Genomic DNA, 20,956 nt, shown 5'->3' on the forward strand with positions numbered 1-20,956 from the left:
ATTCACAGCGTGGCCATAACCGCGCTTAGCGGCCCCGAGAGAATCTCCCGTTGCCACGGCCGTGCGCCGAGCCCCTCCAGGAAAACGTCAACCCCCTCGACTGAACAATCCTCAGGCGGTTGCCATGCAAAATGCCTCAGCCATGTTGGGGTGCAGAGGTTTTCGGGTGGGACGTCATGGTCGGCGGCCACGTCGTTGACGGCTGGTCTTACGGCTGCCCACCGTGCGGCTTCCTCCGGATGATGGCGCTCCCACGACCGGGGGTGGGGGATGCCTGAGGATGGCTCCCGCAACGGCGGATACTTCGTCGGTGACACGCTTCGTGCGTGGTTGATGGCCTCGGCCCAGGTTTGGCGGTACTTTTTCGCCCGTCCTCGATGAAATCCCCTGATGGCAAGAACTGTTTCGACGTCAACGTTGCCAGTGCGGTCGCAGTGACGAGCCGCGGCGACCAAGGCTTCGTCACGGAGCAGACGTCCGGGCATAATATCGAGGTCATGGGCGAGGTTCTCTCGTGCTAGCCACAGATCGTGCGCTAATTGCAGTCCAGCCCGACTGTGAATATCACCGATATGGCTAAGCTTGCGCCAGCGCTTCGGATCGATTCCTGGTTCCTCGCTCGGCAAGTCCGCTGCTACCTCGACAAGATGGGCAAATTCCTGACGAGCCCATTCTTCTTTTCCAGCTTCATGAAGATCGCTAAGGATCTTTTCCCTGAGGTCGTTGAGGAGTTCGACGTCAAGGGCCGCGTACACCTGCCAATCGCGGGGGAGGGGTCGACGCGACCAATCAGAGGCGGAGTGCTCCTTAAGTAGGGTCACTCCGCAGTAACGCTCGACCATCGGGCCCAGGCTGACCCTCGGCAGGTTGAGAAGACGACCTGCCAGTTCAGTGTCGAAGAGGTCATCAGGACGCAGGCCGTCCATGGCAAGGCAGGGCATGTCCTGCGTGGCGGCGTGAAGAATCCACTGGGTTCCAGCCAGCGCCTTGGCGAGAGGCTTGAGGCCGACGGCTCCACCGAGAGCGAGGGGATCGACGAGGTGTGTGCCCGATCCGTCTCGGCGTAGCTGGATGAGGCAAGCCCGGGGGCTATAGCGAAACCCGTGGGCTCGTTCAGTGTCGATCGCAATCGGACCATGCCCGTTACTGAGGGCCCGACAGGTGTGCGTGAGACTGTCGGGAGTGTTGACGACCGGCGGCACTCCCTCGCGAGGTTCAGCAAGGATAGGGAGGTCGCTCACGCGAATTCGGCCCGTCGGGGAGAGATGGCGGCAATGTCGTCGGGAATGGGAGAGACCCCGCAGGAGAGCAGGCAGAGGTCACTCCATGATCCCAAATGGGAATCGACGTCTTCGGCGGTTGAGAAAGTTGGTGTCCACGAGGCACGCAGCTCGATGTGGTTGGACTCAGGGTCTGCAGCGAGCTGTCCGAAGGGCCGGCTCACAACTGAGGTGACGGTACCGGCTTCGGCATGGTAGACGGCGTGGTGAGATTCCAAAGAATCCGTAAGCCATGACCACGCGACGCGGCCCACTAGTGGGTCAGAAGCCATTGACGGATCAACATCGGCTCGGATCATGGCGACGAAACGGCTGGTGCCTTGCCAGGCTTCAGAACCGGAAGGATCGTGCAACAGGATGAGACGCCCGCTGCCGAGTTCGTCTTCCCTGATCGCGACCGAACCTTCAATTGCTACCGAGAACGGCGAGATGCGGGTAGGAGCGGGGATCTCATGGACCTCGAGCTTGTCAGACCACGAATAGCCGAGGATCCGGGAACGCAACTCGTCAAAAACCACGGGATACATCTGCCGAATCACCCTTTCAGGCTATGGGGGCTGACACCTGCGACGCCCTCTCGACGCGCCGCGTGCTGCGGATCTATGCGGTTGAGGTTGAGGGTTTCGGTCTGCAACCGCGGTACCATCACGTGGTCTCGTCGGTTGGTACCAGGTCCAAACAGATGGAGTTAATGCAATACCTCAAGTCAGTGGGGGTGTCGAAACCTTCGCCTGCAAACACGTGGCCGAGGTGGGAATCACACTGGGCACACCTCACTTCGGTGCGTGGGCGACCAGGAAGAGACTCATCGTTGAGGTACCGCACCCGGTCCTCAGCCAGCGGCGCATAGAAAGATGGCCAACCACAGCTGGAGTGAAACTTCTGGGTAGAGCGGAACAACTCGGCTCCACATGCACGGCAGCGATACACGCCCTCGGTGGTGGTATCGGTGTATTCGCCGACAAAGGGAGCCTCGGTCCCCGCTTCGCGCAACACGTAGTATTCCTCGTCGCTTAGACGCTCGTGCCACTGTTCAGGGGTGAGCACGAGGTGAGGCTGTAGGTCGTATGTCGCGGTGTGTTCGTGGTCCATATTCCCTCCGATGGCATGTGCCGCGTGTTCCGTGTTCAGTGAAACGGCGAGGGACTTGTCGGCATTCCTGAGTTACCGGATTGCGGCGAGACCGGGAAGTAGTAATCGAGAAAGGATGAGACTCATGACCGACGGCCTTCCCCAGCTGTCCGACGTGCTACGGCGCTTGGGCCAGGAGCTCACCAGGCGGTCAGTTGGAGTGGAGCTCAGGTGGGTGGGGTGGGCTGTCGGTGGGTTGTGGGACCAGCCCCATTGCTGCCGAGCAGTAGCGTTCGAAGGCGAGTGAGGCAAGTACTGGGTCGTCTCCCAACGGCGCGGCAACAACCTCGGCGCCGGCGTGCAAAGCCCGGCGAGTATGAATGCGGAAATTCTCGTCGTCGCAAATCCACAGGCTTCCCACTGCGATATGACGGCGCCCTTCCTGTCGCAGGCGGGCGACGACCTCCTCGACCGCAGTAGCCCCACCACGATTGGTGGCGATGCGGACCGGAAGGTGATGATGCTGGGACCACAGCCGGGTCAGCTTGGACAGCATTGCCGCGCCACGTAAATCGCCGCCATCAGGGGAAGACAATACGAGTGAGTCCAGCTCCTGGGCATGGACGCGATGAGCTGCCAGACGCAATCGCGCATCGACGAGGTTGAGCAGCACCGGTGCTGGTCCGGTGGGGCGGGCCACCTTGATGGCAAGGTCCGGGTGGCTGCGATGCAATTCTGCGGCGTGTTGGACAACTTGTGGGGGATTGGAGTGCAGGTGGGTGGCATTGACGGGCACCAGGACCAGTTCACGCCAGGAAAGCTTGATCCGAGGTGCCTTGTACTGCCCGGCAGCTGGGACGAAGCTCACCGTAGACTCGATGTGGGGATGGAGGTGTGACATCCGCTGGCGTAACCTCTGGCCGATGAGATTGGCGGAGGTTTCGGACAAGGCCGGGAGGACGAGATCGAGTACTGGCGCTGCCATCGGACTGCTCCCTTCCTTCCGGTCCTTGAGGGTGACAAATCCTCCATTTTGCATTCAGCCTATCGAAGTGACGCTTTCAATTTGCCTGAAGTATCGCTGTGAACCGGTGTGCACGTCTTCGACGGCTGTTGAGGACGGATGGGAGGATCTCCAGTTGCCACGCTGGTCGGGTCGGGGGTGACAAATGATAGATCGCCTTGTTGCTGATCAATGTGGGCGACGTCAGGTTTGAACCTGCGACCTCTGTCGTCTACCTCGGCTCGTCAGGCGGATTTACCGCTGTCGTCGGTATCGGCGTCACCGCGTTCCTCAAGCTCGTTGAGGTAATTATAGACGGTGAACCGCGAGACCTTCAGTCTGTTCGCAGTCGCCTCGATGCTGTCTTTGAGCAGAAAGAAGCCGCGACGGCGCAGTTCGTCGACTACGCGGAGCTTGTGATCTTTACGCATGAGGCTGACCGGCACGCCAACCTGATCAATTGCTTCGCGCATCAACCCGGCTGCTACCTGTTTGATGTCACGTGGTGGGTCTTGGTGGTGGGGAATCTGGGGGGCCGGGGTCTCCCCAGGCCAAGGCCCGCCGTGCAGGATCGCGGCGGTCATGTCATGGACTCCCTGCCAGACAGAGACATCGGTGTTTGTGCATAAGGCGGCGAACGGGCCGTCAGCGTCCTCGATGAGGATGGTGGAAGAGCGCAGGGCCCGCCCTTCGGGGGACGTGCTTTCGTAACCGATCCGGGTCTGCATAGTTCCTTCGCGCCATGCGCGCAGTAGCGCTTCGGTTGCGGGGTCGCCGATGTTACGACTGGTGAGGTGACCAGAGATGGCCACGATGCTGTTGGGCATTTTCGACAGGTCGTGCAGTACGACTTCGCTGCTGCCGATGAGGGATCGTTTGAGAGGATCGACGAGACCGGCTAGTGCGGTGATCATCGCTTCCCGAGAAGCTCTTGACATGTGATTCATAGGGTCTCCGAGGTGAGGATGGGCAGCCGGGGATGTGGCGCGGTGGTACTCGGATGCGTGATCAAGTTCAACAAACCGTTGACACGTATGATGCGAGGTGAGAGGATTGCAATTTCCGTTGAGGGAATCAACGGAAATTGGTCAACATCCGTTCAGCAGGTATTACAGGCCCACGAAGGAGTGTGCAATGAAGTACATCCCCGAACCGTTTAAGATCAAGATGGTCGAACCGATTGCGATGACCTCCCGGGAGGAGCGCGCCAACATCCTCGCACGGGCACATTACAACATGTTCGGCCTACCCGCCGAGTCCGTCTACATCGACCTGCTCACCGATTCCGGTACCGGCGCGATGAGTGATGCCCAGTGGGCGGCCGTGATGCGCGGTGACGAGGCGTACTCCGGTGGGCGCAGTTATATGCACCTCATGGACGTTGCCGGCAGTATCTTTGGTTACAGCTACATTCAGCCGGTGCATCAAGGCCGTGCTGCGGAAAAAGTGCTCATGCCGCTATTGGTCTCTCGTCCCGGCCAGCTCGTGGTGGCGAACACCTTCTTCGACACCACACGTGCCCACGTCGGCCTTGCCGGTGGGCGTCCGGTCGACAATGTCTGCTCGGAGGGTTTGGATTCGGCCAAAGTAGCCCCGTTCAAGGGCAACATGGATGTCGCGGGCCTGGAGAAACTCATTGCTGAGCACGGGGACGACATTGCTGCGATCGTCATGACCGTGACCAACAACTCGGTCGGCGGTCAGCCGGTTTCTCTGCAGAACATGCGAGAGACCTACGAGGTGGCTCACAAGTACGCAATTCCAGTCTGTCTTGACGCTGCTCGCTATGCCGAGAACGCCTATTTCATCCATGAGCGCGAGGAGGGATGTCAGGACCGTTCGTTACGCGATATCGTCGCGGAGATGTTCCGCTACGGCGACATGTTCGTCATGAGCGCGAAGAAGGACGCCATCGTCAACATGGGTGGTTTGCTCGGCGTCCGCGAAGATGGCGAACTAGCTGAGAAGGTCAAGAGCAACGTCATCTCCTTTGAGGGCTACCTTACCTATGGGGGATTGGCAGGTCGCGACTTGGAAGCGTTGGCCGTTGGCCTCGAGGAGGGACTCGACATGGACTGGCAGCGGTACCGTGTCGGCCAAATCCAATACCTTGGCGACCAGCTCGAGGAGGCTGGCGTGCCTTTCCAGAGCCCTGTTGGCGGTCATGCAGTATTCATCGACGCCGGTCGCATGCTGCCGCATTTGGAGTGGAAACAGTACCCAGGGCACGCGCTCGCTACCCAACTGTACTTGGATGCAGGAATTCGATCCTGCGACATCGGTTCTTACCTTATGGACCGGGACCCCGTTACCCAGGAGGAGCAACAGGCGCCCTTCGAGTTCACTCGGCTAGCAGTGCCGCGACGGGTCTACACCCAGTCTCACATGGACGTCGTCGCCGAGGCCGTTACCAAGATTGCCCGGGAGCCTGAAAAAGTACCCGGATACCGCATTACATGGGAGCCTCCGGTCTTGCGCCATTTCACAAGTCGACTCGAACCAATTCGGTGATGAGATGTCCACCCGGCTGGGAGGCTCTTCCCCGGCCGCTGGGTGCCCCGCCGTACCGTCACGCTTCGGTGCGGCGGGATCCGGAGCGCCGAGTGGAACAGAGCAGGAGCAAGGACTTCAACGGGGGCTGAAGAACCGGCACATCCAGTTTATCGCCCTGGGCGGGGCGATCGGAACGGGCTTGTTCTATGGCGCAGCTGAGTCTATCGAGCAGGCGGGGCCCGCCATCATGGTGTGCTATCTGATCGGCGGAGCTGTGATCTTTCTCATCATGCGAGCCTTGGGAGAGATGAGCGTTGAGCACCCAACTTCAGGGGCTTTCAGCTATTACGCCTACCGCAACTGGAGCCCACGCGCTGGATTCGTCTCTGGTTACAACTACTGGTTTAACTACATCGCCGTCTCCATGGCTGAGCTTACGGTGGTGGGAAAATACGTCAACTTCTGGTTCCCACAGATACCTGAGTGGTTGTCCGCAGGGGCCTTTCTCGTGCTCATTACTATTATCAACCTCACGGCAGTGAGAGCCTACGGAGAATTCGAGTTCTGGTTCGCTGTCATCAAAGTCGTCGCGATTCTTGCGATGATCGTGCTGGGTGTCCTTATCATTGCAACTGGCCTGGGTGGTGGCCCTCCGACCGGGATAGGTAACCTGTGGCGACACGGAGGATTCTTTCCAACCGGCATCAGCGGGATGCTGTGCGGTTTTGTCGTGGTGATGTTCAGCTTTGGAGGGGTCGAGCTCATCGGGATTACGGCAGGGGAGGCTGACGATCCGCGTCGGTCTATTCCGCGAGCGATCAATCAAGTCGTGTATCGGATCCTCATTTTCTACATCGGTGCAATTTCGGTCATGTTGTGTCTTTTTCCATGGAACCAGATCGGCAAGGCAGGCAGCCCCTTCGTGACGATCTTCGACAAAATCGGAGTCGCAGGTGCGGCGAATATCCTCAATGTTGTGGTGCTTACCGCTTCCATGTCGGCCTACAACTCGGGCCTATACTCCAACGGGCGGATGCTTTACAGCTTGGCCGCTCAGCACAACGCTCCCGGGATCTTCTGGAAGACGAATCGGCTGGGGGCGCCGTGGGTGGGAGTGCTCGCCTCCTCGGTGGTGACGGCAACAGCGGTGCTGCTGACGTACTTGATTCCTGGAAAGGTGTTTTTGTACATCATCTCGATCGCCTTGATCTCTGGGGTCATCAATTGGACGATGATCATCATCACCAACCTAAAGTTTCGGCGAAGGATCGGTCCTGAAGGTGTCGCAGCGTTGGAATTTCGGATGCCCGGTAATCCCGTCACCAGTTACGTGGTGTTGGTTTTTCTGGCGCTCGTGGTGGTCATCATGGCGATGATGCCGAGCTACCGAGTGGCACTCGTTGTTGGTCCCGTCTGGTTGGCGTTGCTGTGGGTGGGTTATGACGTGTCCTGCCTGGTGCGACGCCGTCATGCCTGAGGGGACGAGCGTACTGCCCCGGTAGCGGGGAGAACAGAGCCTAGAGCGCGTGCGGGCCCGGCGCGATTCCCCATGTGGGTTATTGATCCGGGCTGTGCACGCAGGTTTTGTCCGTGCGCCCTGGACATGGTTCATCGCAACGGGACGGTCCAGCTCAGTGGTGCTCCATGTTGGTTAAACGTTCGTGCCACTGGTTGGCCGTTAGTACCGGTCGTGGTTGTACGTCGAGTGCTGTGATGTGTTTGCGGTTCAACTCTCTCTCCCCCCGGTGGCGTGTGTCGCGCGTTCTGTGTTCAGTGAAATGTCAAGAAATGGTGATCGTCTTGTCGGTGTCTCCGGGCTTGCTGGTCCGCGATAGCGGCAGGATGGGGACAGTAATCGAGGAAGGATGAGATCGATGGCCGACAACTTCCCCCAGTTGTCCGACGTGTTGCGCTGCCCACAAGCTCCCGTTGACGTCAACAGCATTAATACCGACGCCACTCCGCAAGCTCCTGGAGGCAAAAGGGAGACGCTCGAGCAGTTCCAGCCGATGGCTGAGGAGTTGTCGGAGCTTCAAGAGAGACTTTTCGCCCGCGGACGCAACAACCCTGACCACGCCCGTCGGGTACTGATCGTGTTACAGGGGCTGGACACTGCCGGCAAAGGCGGAGTGGTACGACATGTTGTCGCGATGGTCGACCCGCAAGGCATCAACCATCACAGCTTCAAAGCCCCGACGCAGGAGGAACTCAGACATGACTTCCTTTGGCGCGTCAAGAAGGCTCTGCCGGAACCCGGAATGCTTGGTGTGTTTGATCGCTCCCATTACGAGGATGTCCTGGTCCCTCGCGTCGAGAATCTCGTCGAGGAGGAGGTCTGGAAAAAGCGTTACGACCTCATCAACGATTTCGAGATGAACCTGGCTGCTCGAGGCACCAACATCATCAAATGCTTCCTGCATATATCACCGGGCGTTCAGAAGGAACGGCTGGCGGCCCGCCTCAATGACCCTGCTAAGTACTGGAAGTATGATCCGGGCGATCTTGATACCCGGTCGAAATGGGCGGAATACATTGAGGCGTACAACGAATTACTGAGCCGCTGTAACCCCGACGTCGCACCCTGGTACATCATCCCGTCGGATCATAAGTGGTATCGCAACTGGGCAATGGGACGGATACTGCTGGAGACAATGCGGTCGATGAAGCTCACTTGGCCACCCGCCAATTTCGATGTCGAGGCTGAAAAGAGGCGTCTTGAGCAGGCTTGAATGGGTGGGGTCTGAATTGGGGTTCGGCAGGTGGCCGGTTGGAGTGGTATTCAAGTGGGTGGGGATGACAAAAGGGTTGGCCAACTTGTCGTCGGCCAACCCTGCTCTGTGGGCGATGCCAGGTTTGAACTGGCGACCTCTTCCGTGTCAGGGAAGCGCGCTACCACTGCGCCAACCGCCCGAGGTGGAGACGGGATTTGAACCCGTGTACACGGATTTGCAGTCCGTTGCCTCGCCTCTCGGCCACTCCACCACGTGGATAGGTCCGAAAGACCTCTCCGAGCGGACGACGGGACTCGAACCCGCGACCCTCACCTTGGCAAGGTGATGCTCTACCAACTGAGCCACGTCCGCATGCTAGCCAGCGGGCCTTTGAGGAGCTTTCGCACCTTGTCGTTCCTGCTGGGCGACGAGAAAGTACTCTAGGGGATGTTTCGCAGGCAATGCAAATCGACGTGGGCGTCTCGCCTTGAAACCTGGCGTTTCTCCTAGTCAGGTTAAATTTCATCACTGTTGCCTGCCGGCGTGTTGCGGGTTCCTGATCGATGAGCTCAACCGACGGGGGACGGGCGGAGAATGGGCCGAGGATCATCCTCGCTGTCGCCACATGCTGCGATGTTGAAGTTGGTCTGGCGATCACCCCTACTTGATCGCAAAACGCTTCCACCCAGTAACGATGTTGTGGCCGGCTTGGACAAGCAGTGCTGGTTCTGGCATAGTTTCACCAGCAACGGGCGGTTGGCGCAGTGGTAGCGCACTTCGTTCACACCGAAGGGGTCGCGGGTTCGAACCCCGCATCGCCCACCGACATTGGTGGCTGGGCAGAGTATTCTCAGCCAATGTTGCTTCTTGTGTGTGATCCCCGGGGAGAACGGCTCGGAGGACTGATTCCATAGTTAGCCCCGTGTCATAGGCAAATCCGCAATATTGTGGCTACGTCAGTGCCGGGAGATAGACATTAGGGATCAAGGAGGCTCATTCATGCCCATCATCGTCAAGGCGCTTCAGAAGGATGGACCGGACCGGCCTTTCAAAGTTGTCGAGATTGAACGACGAGACCCGCGTCCCGACGACGTCGTCATCGACATTAAAGCTGCTGGAATCTGTCATTCTGACATTCACACCATTCGCAACGAGTGGGGCCAGGCGCACTTCCCGCTGACCGTCGGTCATGAGATTGCCGGAATCGTTGAGGCTGTTGGTTCCGAGGTCACGAAGTACAAACCTGGAGACCGAGTAGGCGTCGGATGTCTGGTCAACTCGTGCGGACACTGTGAGCAGTGCGAGGCCGGGGAGGAGCAGGCGTGTCTCAACGGGCCGGTCGGTACTTACAACGCCCATGATGTCGACGGAAGTATCACCCAGGGCGGCTACTCTCAGAAAATCGTCGTCAACGAGAGGTTTGTTTGCCGCATCCCCGATTCCCTGGACTTCGTAAAGGCAGCTCCGCTGCTGTGCGCCGGCATCACCACCTATTCGCCGATCGCCCAGTGGAACGTCGGACCTGGCCAGAAGGTAGCCGTGCTGGGGCTCGGCGGACTGGGCCATATGGGGGTCCAGATTGCCGCTGCTAAAGGAGCGGATGTTACGGTGCTCTCACGTAGCCTGCGCAAGGAGAAATTCGCCGAAAAGCTCGGGGCCACGCGGACCCTTGCTACCAGCGACGACAACTTCTTCCGTGATCACCGGGGAGAGTTCGATTTCATACTCAACACCATTAGTGCTCTGATTGACGTGTCGGCTTACCTTAAGCTACTCAAGCCGCGTGGCGTCATGGCTTGTGTCGGTCTGCCACCTGAGGAACTTGGACTGCAGGTTGGTTCTCTCATCAACGGTTCCAAGGTGCTTGCCGGTTCAAATATCGGTGGCATCCCCCAGACCCAGGATATGCTCGATTTCTGCGCCGAGCATCGCCTCGGGGCATGGGTGGAAAAGATCGGGGTTGACGAGGTCGACGCGGCATATGACCGGGTGGTTGCGGGCGATGTGAGATTCCGCTTCGTTATTGACACTGCAACTTTCAGAGCAGTCGGAGCTGGATGAGCGATGAGCCGATGCCACCGCGAATTGGCGTGAAATTGATACCGACGGGTTGGCTGTCGTCCACTCCATCTTCCCGAGACACCTTGGCATCGGTGTACGACTTGGTCATGCGTCGGTTCTGGCCAGAGGCGTCTCTCGATTCTTTGGATTGTGCGACGTGCGGATCCGAGTTACAGGGGCCTCGGCGCTACACCTACGTCAGGACCTACACTCGGGGCCGATGAGGACAACCACATTAGCCCGGGATGGGCTGTACCGTTGGCGTGGCATGGACGCCGGTCACCGGGGACGTGCGGTGGCTATCGAGGTGGGGATGCAGGTTGGCATCCAGGTGCTGTTCGCTGGCCTTGTCATCTTTACCCTAGTTATGGCCCTGGTGTTGTCTCCGCCGCGTTTGGGGCGAATCCTCGGATGGGCGGCCTTACTCATCGTTGTGTATACCGCCCTTATGGGGACCCACGTGATGAGCCGTTCCCGCCGCGAAATGTGGCGCCCGTTGTTGGTGACAGTCATGGTCGTTGTGTCGATCCTGCTGGCTATTGATTTCCCTTATGCCGCCTATCTGACGATCCCGCTGTCCTTCGTGTACTTGGATCATCTGCCGCCACTGCAGGCATGTGTTGCGGTCGTCGTCGGAGCGGTGGCTATCCTGCTTGGGGTCGGGTTGACCGGTGGCTGGAGTGTGGGGGGAATCGTCGGCCCAGTCGCGGGTGCCGCTGTGGCAGTCGTCGTCGGTCTGTCTCTCAAGGCCATGCAGGCTCAGGCGGCCGAGTTGGAACGTCTCAATGTGGACTTGCTGGCGGTACAAAAGAGGTTGGCTGACTCCCAGCGTCAGGCCGGTGTACTGGAGGAGAGAGCCAGATTAGCCCGTGAGATCCATGACACCGTCGCTCAATCTCTGTCAAGCATTGGACTGTTGCTTTCTGCGGTGGAGCGTACTGCCCCTGACCACCCCGCCATCGAACAGATTCGACTCGCCCATCTCGCCTCCTCAGACGCCCTTTCAGAGACCCGTGGTCTCATTGCTGAGTTGGCTCCGCCCACGGTCGTCCATCAGGGACTGTCCGCGGTACTCGAACGGCTTGGGGCCACGACATGGTCAATCGGTGGGTTGCACGTCGACGTGGACTGCCCGGATACGTCCGATTTACCCATGGAGATCCAGACGGCATTGCTGAGACTATGCCAGGCAGCGATGTCGAATGTGGTGCGTCACGCCCACGCCCGTCATGCGTCGATCCGGATTGTGCGTCCCAACCCCGGGCATGTGCTCTTGAGAGTTAGTGACGATGGGGTCGGCATGGATCTGGACGCGCCTGTTCGTGACGGGGCATTTGGGTTGCAAGCTATTCGGCAACGGGTTGAGGCCGCGTCGGGCGAGGTTTCTTTAACCTCTAAACCAGGGGAGGGCACCCGCGTTGAAGTCGATCTTCCCTGCCGTGCAGCATCACCGCATATTGATCGCCACAGCCAAGGAGAATCGTCATGACGGTGCGCGTCCTCATCGCAGATGACCATCCGGTGGTCCGAGCCGGGGTTACGGCATTGCTAGACACCGATCCCGACATTGAGATTGTTGCGACCGCAGCCACCCCTTCCGAGGCTCTTGCTGCTACAGCTACCGTTGACCTCGATCTCGTCCTGCTGGATTTGCAGTTCAGTAGCGACGCCGACGCGCCTTCTGGGGTTGATGTGACGCGAAAGATTCGGTCTCAACCTAATGCGCCTGAAGTCCTCATCCTTACCAATTACGACACGGATGCGGATATTTTGGCCGCGGTAGAGGCCGGAGCTACGGGTTATCTCCTCAAGGACGCCCCCGCTGAGGACCTGCTGTCGGCTATCCACCGGTCTGCACGAGGCGAAGGAGCCCTGGCCCCAGCCGTCGCTACCCGCCTCATGGCTCGTATGCGCTCGCCACGAACGTCGCTGACGGCCCGCGAGCTTGATGTCTTGGAGGCTTCTGCGCAGGGACTATCGAATGCACAGATTGCGGAGTTTCTCGTGGTGTCAGAAGCGACCGTCAAGACGCATCTGTCGCATATCTACACCAAACTTGGCGTTACCTCTCGAAGTGCAGCTGTCGCCAAAGCTCGAGACATTGGTTTCATTCGTTGACCCGGGGGTCGAATCAACCTCACCGGGTACGGCATGATTAGACAGTGTCCGGCACCAGTCGGACTGTAATCGAGTGAGGAAGTCAATCGTGTCCATCAGCATCACCCTGCACCGTTCCGGTACCTCCAGGACCCAGCAGGTGGACACTACGACCACCGGACTGGATCTCTTCGGCTCCGACCGTGCCGTCGTTGCCATGCGGGTCGACGGCAACCTCGTCGATCTGCAGCGTGAACTCCATGATGGCGCCGAGGTGGAGCCGGTTGAGGCCACCAGCGAGGACGGGCTCAACATCATCCGGCACTCGGCTACCCACGTCATGGCTCAGGCCGTCCAGCAGCTGTACCCCGAGGTGAACTTGGGTATTGGTCCGTTCATTACCGACGGGTTCTACTATGACTTCGGCAATATTGAGCCCGTCACCCCCGAGGTTCTTTCTGAGCTTGAGAAGCGGATGAAGCGGATCGTCAAAGAGAATCAGCGCTTCGTGCGTCGGGTCACCACTGAGGAGTCCGCCCGCGAGGAGCTGGCCGACCAGCCTTACAAGTTGGAGCTCATTGGCACCAAGGGTAAGGGTGCTGAGGGTGCCTCAGTCGAAGTCGGCGGTGGCGAGCTGACGATCTACGACAATGTGCGTCGCAATGGCGAGGTGGCATGGAAGGATCTGTGCCGCGGCCCCCATGTGCCCTCGACCAAGTACTTGGCCAATACCTTCGCCCTGACAAAGTTCTCGGCCGCGTACTGGAAGGGTGACCAAGCCAACGACCAGTTGCAGCGCATCTACGGAACAGCCTGGGCCAGCCGTGAGGGCTTGGCGGCCTACCAACAGCGGATCAAAGAGGCCGAGCGGCGCGATCACCGCAAGCTGGGAGCCGAGCTCGATCTGTTCTCCTTCCCTGAGGAAATCGGCCCGGGCCTGGTGGTGTTCCACCCTAAGGGCGCGATGCTGCGTCATCTCATCGAGGAACACGTCATCGCTCGTCACATGGAGGCTGGGTTCAACTTTGTCCACACTCCGGAGATCACTAAGGGAGGTCTGTTCCACACCTCGGGTCACTTGCCCTACTACGCCGACACTATGTTCCCGCCGATGCTTGTCGACGAGGAGCGAGATGAGGAGGGCAACGTCACTCGAGCCGGTCAGGAGTATTACCTCAAGGCTATGAATTGCCCGATGCATAACCTCATATTCCGGTCACGGGGTCGGTCGTACCGTGAGTTGCCGTTGCGGTTTTTCGAGATGGGCCACGATTATCGCTACGAGAAGTCGGGCGTCGTGCATGGACTGACTCGTATGCGGGGTTTTGCCCAGGACGACTCCCATACCTACTGCACCCGTGAGCAAGCCCCCGGCGAAATCAAGAAGCAGATCGAGTTTTTCCTGTCGATCCTGGCCGATTTTGGCCTCAATGACTTTTACCTCGAGCTGTCTACTCGTGAGAGCGACAGCGCGAAAAAGGAGAAATTCATCGGTTCCGATGAGGACTGGCAGGTCGCCACCGACACCCTCGACCAGGTGTGCCGTAGCACTGGTTTGCAGCTGGTCCCTGATCCGGGTGGTGCGGCTTTCTATGGCCCGAAGGTCTCGGTGCAGGTTAGGGATGCCATCGGGCGTACCTGGCAGATGTCGACGATTCAGTATGACTTTAACCAGCCTGAGCGGTTCGACTTGGAATACGCGGCTGCTGACGGCACCCATCAGCGTCCGATCATGCTGCACTCAGCCAAGTTGGGTAGTGTCGAGAGGTTTATTGGTGTGCTTACCGAGCATTACGCCGGTGCTTTCCCGGTATGGCTCTCTCCGGTCCAGGTGCGCTTGGTGCCGGTGGCTGAGGCCTTTAACGACTACGTCACCGGGTTCGCAGAGGTGTTGGGTTCCCGCGGGATTCGGGTCGAGACGGACCTGTCCTCGGACCGGTTTGGCAAGAAGATCCGCAACGCCTCTAAGGACAAGGTGCCTTTCATCCTCATCGCGGGCGGTGAGGATGCCGAGGCTGGTGCCGTATCCTTCCGGCTGCGTGATGGCTCTCAGGTCAATGGCGTCGTCCTGGACGAGGCAGTGCGTATCATTGCAGCTTGGGACAGTCGGCACCGCAACGACGATCCGACTGCCGAGACGCTGCGCGGAGTCGTTGATGACTGAGGATTACCGTCTCGAGTTCGCCGAGGAACTGGTCGGGGTTCCGGATCCCTTCAGGAGGTTCTGGACCCCGTATCGGATGGCGTATATCTCTGGTGAAAATAAGCCTCGAGGTAACCGGCCGGAGGATGGTTGTCCCTTCTGTAGAGCCCCGCAGCGTAGCGACGAGGACGCCCTTATCGTCCACCGTGGCGAGCACTGCTACGTCATTATGAACCTTTATCCCTACGGACCTGGGCACATGCTGGTATGCCCTTACCGCCACGTTGCTGGGTACGTCGATGCAACCCAAGACGAAGTCGTCGAGATGGCCGAGCTCACCCAGGATGCCATCCGGACCCTCCAGGAGGTGTCCCGTCCACAAGGGTTCAACGTAGGCATCAATCAGGGGGCATCCGGTGGTGCCGGGGTTGCCGCGCACCTGCATCAACACGTCATCCCGCGGTGGACCGGCGATACCAACTTTCTGCCCATCGTTGCCGGGGTCCGTGCTGTACCGCAATTGCTCGGCGATGGGCGCCAGATGCTTGCCGATGCGTGGGTGGGTCATGCTTGAGCACTTCCGTGCTGGCTGGGCCAAGGTCATGAATCCCATTGCCGACGCCTTGCTGAGAGCCCATGTCACCCCTGACGTGGTCACCTGGATCGGAACCATTGGCGCCGTGCTGATGGCGCTTATCTGCTTCCCGCAGGGCTGGCTGTGGCAGGGACCATGGTTGGTTACTCTGTTTATCTTCTCCGATTCGCTTGACGGCAACATGGCTCGCAAACTGGGTCGTCACTCCCAATGGGGATCCTTCCTGGACTCTACCCTGGACCGCTTCGGTGACGCCGCGATCTTTACTGGAGTGGCCTTGTACTTCGCAGGACCAGGGAACAGCGTGCTCTGGACAGCGATGGCTTGCGCGGCGTTGGTCTTCGGTATGGCGACCTCTTATGTGCGTGCCAAAGCTGAGTCTCTCGCCCTGGAGGCTAAGGTGGGCATCGCGACTCGTGCGGACCGTCTACTGGTGAGCCTGGTGGCCATCGAGATCACCGGGCTTGCCAGAGTAGGAGCCTTCCCACACTGGTGTGTGGTAGCGCTGCCAATTGCGTTGTGCTACCTGACGCTGGCAGGAGCAATCACCGTCGTCCAACGGATGGTGGCGGTGCGTCGGGCGTGTGAGTCGTGAGAAAGGACTTCACAGGGTGGCCGGGCTCCCGGATGAGGGATGCCGATGACTAGGGTGGATGTCGTGACGCGCACCTTGCCGCCTAATGAAGTTTCCGAGGCCAACCCGTGGGATACCGACCGGTTCTGGACGGTTCCTAATGTCCTGTCGGTCATCCGACTCATCGGTGTACCCATTTTCCTGTGGTTGGCTTTAGGGCCGCGCGCAGACGGTTGGGCAGTCGCAGTGCTTGCCGTGGCAGGCCTGACGGATTGGCTTGACGGTCGGATAGCCCGCCGCTGGCACCAAGTGTCCCGCATTGGGCAGATGCTCGATCCGGTTGCCGACCGTCTCTACATCTTTGCAACCGTTATTGCCCTGACTCTACGTGACGTAATTCCGTTATGGCTGGTGATTGTCCTTATCGCTCGCGACGTGTGTATGGCCTGTCTCATGCCAGCTCTGCGTACACGTGGATTTACATCTCTGCCGGTGCACTTCGTCGGAAAAGCAGCGACCTTTTGCCTGCTGTACTCCTTCCCGCTGGTGTTACTTGGGCGCTTCGGTACCGGTGGATGGACGGCGTGTAGGGTGCTGGGATGGGCCTTCGCGGTATGGGGGACAGGTCTCTACTGGTGGGCTTTCTTCCTCTACCTAGTTCAGACCATCCGCATCGTTCGGACGCTGCCACGCATCAGTTCGCGGGGTGAGTATTCGTGAAGCAGCGTCCAGATGCGTCAATGGACTTGCTGAGGGAGGTTCGCGGGCAGGCCTTGGACCAGGGCTACCAGGAACACCACGATCGGAACCCTGGCGCCACCTCTCGCCGCCCAGTCGGGGTAATAGCGGTGGCGTTGCTTCTGGTGACGGGCGTGCTCATTGGTATCGCGTGGCGGTCGACCGTTGCACGGGCCCCCTTAGACGCGCGGGAACGCAAAAATCTTGTCGCCCACGTGCAATCAGCTCAGGCCCACGAGTCGGCCCAGCACGCCGAATTGGCGAAGCTTCGTGCGTCTGTTAATGTCATGAAGGCTGCGGAGGCTACGCCACGCAACGATGAGGCCGGTCAAGACTCCGCGATGATTCCGATGGCGGGTCCAGGGGTGCGTATCATCCTTGATGACGCGAATGCTGCTCCTGCCGATGAACTTGGCGATAAGGATATGCGGAAGCTAGTCAATGCGGTGTGGCAGTCCGGGGCGGAAGCGGTAGCCATCAACGGACACCGTATTGGACCTCGCACTGCGATTCGCTCTGCTGGATCGGCGATCACGGTGGACTACGTTTCGCTGTCTCGCCCGTACGTTGTCGAAGCTATTGGCTCACCGCAGAAGCTGCCGGCCGAGTTGGCAGATACACCTGGCGGCCGTTGGATGACCTATCTCAGGGACAATTCGTCAATCACCTACCAAGTAACGACGAAGGATCGGGTCTCAGTTCCAGGATCGAAGGCATCGGTGAGTCACGCGAGCCCTCATCGTTGACAATGAGACGATGAACGGCAATGGCACATAGGAAGGACACCCATGATTGCGCTCATCGGCCTGGTGGTCGGGATCATTATCGGTATCGTGGTTAACCCGACTCTACCTCCCGGTTTGCAGCCGTATCTGCCGATCATGATCGTCGCTGCTCTGGACGCCATCTTTGGTGCGGTGCGTGCCTATTTAGCCCATACCTTCTCGGATCGTGTCTTTGTCGTCTCATTCTTGTCCAACGTTGCCATTGCGGCTCTCATCGTTTGGGTGGGAGACCAGATTGGCGTGGGATCGCAACTGTCGACCGCTGTCGTCGTTGTTTTAGGCATCCGCATCTTTACTAATGCTGCCGCCATCCGGCGTGAGGTGCTTCATGCCTGATCATCACGATCGACGGGAGTGGGCCGAGAATCACTGGCGCAAGATCGGCAAGGATCTGGCCTCGGTGTCTACTGGCCAGATCCTCGTCGCCATCATCTTGTGTTTGTGCTCATTCATGGTCGTCACTCAAGTACGATCCCGGCACGATCAGGACGCCTACTCGACGATGAGTCGGGCCGACCTGGTGACGATGTTGGATTCGTTATCGGATTCGTCACGCCAGCTTGATTCTGAGATCGCTGACCTACGCGCTACGACAAGGGACCTCCAGTCGGGTGCTGATTCGCGCAAGGTGGCTCGGCAAGAAGCTGAAGAACGGCTCACTCGGATGAAAATCTTGGCTGGCACGATCCCCGTCCACGGACCCGGTATCAAGATCACCATTGATGATTCTGAGGACAAGGTTACTTCAGATATGGTGCTTGATGCCGTTGAAGAGATGCGTGATGCCGGGGCCGAAGCCATGGTTCTCAATAACAAGGTGCGTATCGTTGCTGATACATGGTTTGCGGCAAGCCCAGACGGCCTGCAAGTCAGCGGTACGACCGTCACCCGCCCGTACACGTTGACGATTATTGGCCAACCACACGCTCTCAAAGAGGGAGCGAAGTTCCGTGGTGGTTTGGTTTCCCAGATGGAATCGGACAAGGTAGGTGCCAGTGTCGAGGTCACGACCTCGCGCGATCTCACTATTACGGCGGTGGCCCGTCCACAACCGATGACCCACGCCACACCGGTGAGATGAGGCAGGCATCAATGCTCTCGGCGCGGTACTCTGCGAGTATAAAGATTTTTACGTCGCCCGTGTCATGGAGGTGGTGATGACCGAGATTCCCGATGATGTATTGTGCACCTCGGATCACCTGTGGATTAGGCCCGGCAACGGTAGCCGGGTGCGACTCGGAGTCACGTCAGTCCTCCTGGACCATTTTGGACCGGTGGAATCAGTGTCTCTTCCCGATGACGGTGAGGAGGTCGTTTCCGGGGATTCCTGTGGAGACGTGGAGTTTTCCGTGCGTACCTGGGAGATTATTTCGCCAGTAGCCGGAGAGGTTGTTGCGGTGAACCCGTCGATTGACGCTGACCAGGTTGAGGCGGACCCGTGGGGGGACGGATGGCTCTTCGACGTGAGACTGTCAGACCCCGAGCAGTTGGACGAGTTGCTTGACCCTGACGAATACCTCGCGAGCGTGGGGGAGGTACCCCTAAAATGACTACTCCGGAGACCCCCGAGAGCGAGGACGCGAACATGAATAAGTGCCCCATGTGCGGCCACGTCAGTGAGGATGGCGCAAACTTCTGCTCCCGATGTGGGACCCGTCTTGGGGTGCCCATTGACACACCGGGGGACAACACTGGCGTGATCCCGACCATTACCGAACCAACGGTGGCTGAAGAAACCTCTCCCAATGTGGATCTTCCAGCCGGCGTCTTGCAGGACATCGCCGATCTTCCTGCTGAGAACGCCATGCTGATTGTGCGACGTGGCCCGAATCTCGGCGCCCAATTTCTGCTGGATCAGGACGAGACGACGGCAGGGCGTTCTACGCATTCCGATATCTTCCTTGACGACATCACGGTGTCTCGTCACCATGTGAAGTTCATTCGTCAAGATGGCCGAATGGTCGTTGAGGACCAAGGCAGTCTCAATGGTACTTACGTCAATCGCACTCTTGTCGATGGGTCGGCGGTCCTACGCGATGGCGACGAGGTGCAGATCGGAAAGTTCCGGATGACCTACCACACCGGTGGTACGGCATCGGGGACGAGTGGGGCCGGTCGCGTCTGATGCCAAGGTCTGTCCGCACTATCGGACAGGTCATGAAGACTCTCAAACCGGATTTTCCCGATCTGAGCATTTCCAAGATCCGATTTCTAGAGTCCGAGGGCCTGTTGTCCCCTGAGAGGGCACCATCGGGATACCGCAAGTACTCCGATTCTGACGTCGAGAGATTGCGGTATATCCTGACCTGCCAGCGTGACCACTTCCAACCATTGCGGGTCATCAGGGACCACTTGGAAATGATGGACCGAGGCGAGGAGCCCCCGGTTTCCGAGGCACCTCCTTTGCCCACTGAGAACGAGGGGACTCCTGATCCTCAGCCTCAGCCGACAGGTCAAGGAATTGTCCGGACCCGTGGCCCTATCCGGATGAACCGACGTGAACTCATCCGTGCCTCTGGCATTACCGAGGCCATGCTCATGGAGCTTGAGCGTCACCAGCTGGTACGGCCCAAGCGGGGAGCCTCGTACTTCGGTCAAGAGGCCCTCGTTATCTGTGTCGCAGCACGTCGATTGGCGGCTTACGGCATGGATACTCGTCACATGCGTGCCATCAGGCAGGCTGCGGAGCATGAAGCCGGACTTATAGAACAGGCCCTTATCCCACACGCGCGGCATCCTGAGCAGGCTTCAAAGATTGCTGCTGAGACGACCAAGGTAATGATGCACGCTCATACCGCCATGGTCTACGACATGTTGGAACATTGGTCGGGTAACTGATCGACATGGGGTCCGCGCTAGGCTGATCGCATGGTCTTGCTCGAGGTTGCCGAGATTCGGACCAAGCCTGTCTCCGGAGCGGCGGTGCTGCTGCTCCGTGAAGCTGATGGTCGACGCCATCTTGCCTTATGGATCGCGGATCCTGAAAAAACAGCTATTGCGGATGCCATCAACGAAACGGAGCCTGTGCGTCCCCTCACCCACGACCTACTGGCGCGTGCCATCGCAGTCCTGTGTGAGGAAGAGCCGCAGTGCATCATTACCAAGGTTGAGGACGGCATTTGGTTCGGTGAACTGGTGCTAGGCGATATGCGTATCGACGCTCGACCCTCCGATCTGGTGGCCCTTGCCCTACGTCTTCCAGTACCGATCTGGTGCACCGAGGAAGTCATCTCCACGGCCGGGATTCTCCTCGATGCTGGCCCTGAGGACGCTCTCGAAGAGTTCCGGCACTTCCTTGATGACGTTAGCCCTGACGACTTTGGGCCGGGACCCTCGACCTCTGGTTGACCTTAAGGCTACAGTAAAACACCTAGTGAAATGCATGTTTGAGGTAGGAGAGTGCAA

The 20,956-nt window shown here is 59.0% G+C and carries 23 protein-coding genes and 4 tRNA genes; 18 read left to right on the top strand and 9 right to left on the bottom strand.

All coding sequences use genetic code 11. The features are described from left to right. Window positions 1-2: 2 nt before the first annotated feature. The 5 genes from ACOYO3_RS06360 to ACOYO3_RS06380 all read right to left on the bottom strand — a co-directional run bounded on the left by ACOYO3_RS06360 (window position 3) and on the right by ACOYO3_RS06380 (window position 4,268). The gene (locus tag ACOYO3_RS06360; protein ID WP_002518990.1) at window positions 3-1,241 is read right to left on the bottom strand and encodes a ribonuclease D; all 1,239 of its coding nucleotides are present in this window, start codon (window positions 1,239-1,241) and stop codon (window positions 3-5) included. Then, window positions 1,238-1,807 (bottom strand): DUF3000 domain-containing protein, encoded by a 570-nt coding sequence (locus ACOYO3_RS06365; protein ID WP_002515032.1) that lies wholly within the window; start codon window positions 1,805-1,807, stop codon window positions 1,238-1,240. Before ACOYO3_RS06365 ends, ACOYO3_RS06360 begins: the two co-directional genes overlap by 4 nt. 118 nt (window positions 1,808-1,925) lie before the next feature. Beyond that, a complete protein-coding gene (gene msrB / locus ACOYO3_RS06370; protein ID WP_002517829.1) occupies window positions 1,926-2,372 on the bottom strand; it encodes a peptide-methionine (R)-S-oxide reductase MsrB in 447 nt (148 codons plus the stop codon). Between the two features lie 190 nt (window positions 2,373-2,562). Beyond that, window positions 2,563-3,336 carry a sirohydrochlorin chelatase gene (locus ACOYO3_RS06375; RefSeq protein WP_002515028.1) on the bottom strand — a complete coding sequence of 258 codons (774 nt, stop codon included), beginning with the start codon at window positions 3,334-3,336 and terminating at the stop codon, window positions 2,563-2,565. Window positions 3,337-3,599: 263 nt separating this feature from the next. Then, a complete protein-coding gene (locus tag ACOYO3_RS06380; RefSeq protein ID WP_002520491.1) occupies window positions 3,600-4,268 on the bottom strand; it encodes a helix-turn-helix transcriptional regulator in 669 nt (222 codons plus the stop codon). Between the two features lie 220 nt (window positions 4,269-4,488). Between ACOYO3_RS06380 and ACOYO3_RS06385 the strand changes: the two genes are divergently transcribed. From ACOYO3_RS06385 to ACOYO3_RS06395, 3 genes are all read left to right on the top strand, one after another. Next, window positions 4,489-5,865 carry a tryptophanase gene (locus tag ACOYO3_RS06385; RefSeq protein WP_002517780.1) on the top strand — a complete coding sequence of 459 codons (1,377 nt, stop codon included), beginning with the start codon at window positions 4,489-4,491 and terminating at the stop codon, window positions 5,863-5,865. A 4-nt stretch (window positions 5,866-5,869) separates the two neighbouring features. Continuing rightward, on the top strand, window positions 5,870-7,324 hold the full coding sequence (locus ACOYO3_RS06390) for an amino acid permease (protein ID WP_002517916.1): 1,455 nt from the start codon (window positions 5,870-5,872) through the stop codon (window positions 7,322-7,324). Window positions 7,325-7,721: 397 nt separating this feature from the next. Continuing rightward, window positions 7,722-8,576, top strand: coding sequence for a PPK2 family polyphosphate kinase (locus ACOYO3_RS06395; protein ID WP_002515034.1), 855 nt, complete (start codon window positions 7,722-7,724; stop codon window positions 8,574-8,576). Between the two features lie 109 nt (window positions 8,577-8,685). Here ACOYO3_RS06395 and ACOYO3_RS06400 read toward each other — a convergent pair. From ACOYO3_RS06400 to ACOYO3_RS06410, 3 genes are all read right to left on the bottom strand, one after another. After that, a tRNA-Val gene (locus ACOYO3_RS06400) sits at window positions 8,686-8,757 on the bottom strand. 1 nt (window position 8,758) lies between these two features. Then, a tRNA-Cys gene (locus ACOYO3_RS06405) sits at window positions 8,759-8,829 on the bottom strand. Window positions 8,830-8,857: 28 nt separating this feature from the next. Then, window positions 8,858-8,930: transfer RNA gene (locus ACOYO3_RS06410), tRNA-Gly, on the bottom strand. Window positions 8,931-9,308: 378 nt separating this feature from the next. Between ACOYO3_RS06410 and ACOYO3_RS06415 the strand changes: the two genes are divergently transcribed. Both ACOYO3_RS06415 and ACOYO3_RS06420 read left to right on the top strand, forming a co-directional pair. Continuing rightward, window positions 9,309-9,380: transfer RNA gene (locus tag ACOYO3_RS06415), tRNA-Val, on the top strand. A gap of 177 nt (window positions 9,381-9,557) precedes the next feature. Continuing rightward, window positions 9,558-10,619: an NAD(P)-dependent alcohol dehydrogenase gene (locus tag ACOYO3_RS06420; RefSeq protein WP_002524980.1), complete on the top strand. Its 1,062-nt coding sequence runs from the start codon at window positions 9,558-9,560 to the stop codon at window positions 10,617-10,619. Here ACOYO3_RS06420 and ACOYO3_RS06425 read toward each other — a convergent pair. Then, window positions 10,597-10,728, bottom strand: coding sequence for a hypothetical protein (locus ACOYO3_RS06425; protein WP_002515015.1), 132 nt, complete (start codon window positions 10,726-10,728; stop codon window positions 10,597-10,599). The two genes, ACOYO3_RS06420 and ACOYO3_RS06425, sit on opposite strands and share 23 nt — an antisense overlap. A 159-nt stretch (window positions 10,729-10,887) precedes the next feature. On the opposite strand from ACOYO3_RS06425, the gene ACOYO3_RS06430 reads away from it, so the two are divergent. From ACOYO3_RS06430 to ACOYO3_RS06490, 13 genes are all read left to right on the top strand, one after another. Next, on the top strand, window positions 10,888-12,108 hold the full coding sequence (locus ACOYO3_RS06430; protein WP_002517718.1) for a sensor histidine kinase: 1,221 nt from the start codon (window positions 10,888-10,890) through the stop codon (window positions 12,106-12,108). After that, complete coding sequence (locus tag ACOYO3_RS06435; RefSeq protein WP_002515016.1) at window positions 12,105-12,737, top strand: response regulator; 633 nt, start codon at window positions 12,105-12,107, stop codon at window positions 12,735-12,737. The genes ACOYO3_RS06430 and ACOYO3_RS06435 overlap by 4 nt, the downstream gene beginning before the upstream one ends. Before the next feature lie 73 nt (window positions 12,738-12,810). Further along, the gene (gene thrS / locus ACOYO3_RS06440; protein WP_002520495.1) at window positions 12,811-14,880 is read left to right on the top strand and encodes a threonine--tRNA ligase; all 2,070 of its coding nucleotides are present in this window, start codon (window positions 12,811-12,813) and stop codon (window positions 14,878-14,880) included. Further along, window positions 14,873-15,433 (top strand): HIT family protein, encoded by a 561-nt coding sequence (locus ACOYO3_RS06445; RefSeq protein ID WP_002515011.1) that lies wholly within the window; start codon window positions 14,873-14,875, stop codon window positions 15,431-15,433. Before thrS ends, ACOYO3_RS06445 begins: the two co-directional genes overlap by 8 nt. Further along, window positions 15,426-16,049, top strand: coding sequence for a phosphatidylinositol phosphate synthase (gene pgsA / locus ACOYO3_RS06450; protein ID WP_002513638.1), 624 nt, complete (start codon window positions 15,426-15,428; stop codon window positions 16,047-16,049). The genes ACOYO3_RS06445 and pgsA overlap by 8 nt, the downstream gene beginning before the upstream one ends. Window positions 16,050-16,088: 39 nt before the next feature. Then, window positions 16,089-16,748 carry a CDP-alcohol phosphatidyltransferase family protein gene (locus ACOYO3_RS06455; RefSeq protein ID WP_002518986.1) on the top strand — a complete coding sequence of 220 codons (660 nt, stop codon included), beginning with the start codon at window positions 16,089-16,091 and terminating at the stop codon, window positions 16,746-16,748. Window positions 16,749-16,768: 20 nt separating this feature from the next. After that, a complete protein-coding gene (locus ACOYO3_RS06460; RefSeq protein ID WP_002518985.1) occupies window positions 16,769-17,512 on the top strand; it encodes a DUF881 domain-containing protein in 744 nt (247 codons plus the stop codon). A 42-nt stretch (window positions 17,513-17,554) separates the two neighbouring features. Next, the gene (locus ACOYO3_RS06465; RefSeq protein ID WP_002513635.1) at window positions 17,555-17,887 is read left to right on the top strand and encodes a small basic family protein; all 333 of its coding nucleotides are present in this window, start codon (window positions 17,555-17,557) and stop codon (window positions 17,885-17,887) included. Continuing rightward, window positions 17,880-18,632 carry a DUF881 domain-containing protein gene (locus tag ACOYO3_RS06470; protein ID WP_427305818.1) on the top strand — a complete coding sequence of 251 codons (753 nt, stop codon included), beginning with the start codon at window positions 17,880-17,882 and terminating at the stop codon, window positions 18,630-18,632. Before ACOYO3_RS06465 ends, ACOYO3_RS06470 begins: the two co-directional genes overlap by 8 nt. Before the next feature lie 64 nt (window positions 18,633-18,696). Then, window positions 18,697-19,101: a glycine cleavage system protein H gene (locus ACOYO3_RS06475; protein ID WP_002523969.1), complete on the top strand. Its 405-nt coding sequence runs from the start codon at window positions 18,697-18,699 to the stop codon at window positions 19,099-19,101. Then, window positions 19,098-19,676, top strand: coding sequence for an FHA domain-containing protein (locus ACOYO3_RS06480; protein ID WP_002515030.1), 579 nt, complete (start codon window positions 19,098-19,100; stop codon window positions 19,674-19,676). Before ACOYO3_RS06475 ends, ACOYO3_RS06480 begins: the two co-directional genes overlap by 4 nt. Next, window positions 19,676-20,389 carry a MerR family transcriptional regulator gene (locus ACOYO3_RS06485; RefSeq protein ID WP_002513631.1) on the top strand — a complete coding sequence of 238 codons (714 nt, stop codon included), beginning with the start codon at window positions 19,676-19,678 and terminating at the stop codon, window positions 20,387-20,389. Before ACOYO3_RS06480 ends, ACOYO3_RS06485 begins: the two co-directional genes overlap by 1 nt. 30 nt (window positions 20,390-20,419) lie before the next feature. Further along, the gene (locus ACOYO3_RS06490; protein WP_002517877.1) at window positions 20,420-20,899 is read left to right on the top strand and encodes a bifunctional nuclease family protein; all 480 of its coding nucleotides are present in this window, start codon (window positions 20,420-20,422) and stop codon (window positions 20,897-20,899) included. Window positions 20,900-20,956 lie beyond the last annotated feature (57 nt).

The organism is Cutibacterium sp. KBN10P07758, assembly GCF_050286205.1.
Taxonomy (GTDB): Bacteria; Actinomycetota; Actinomycetes; order Propionibacteriales; family Propionibacteriaceae; genus Cutibacterium; species Cutibacterium acnes.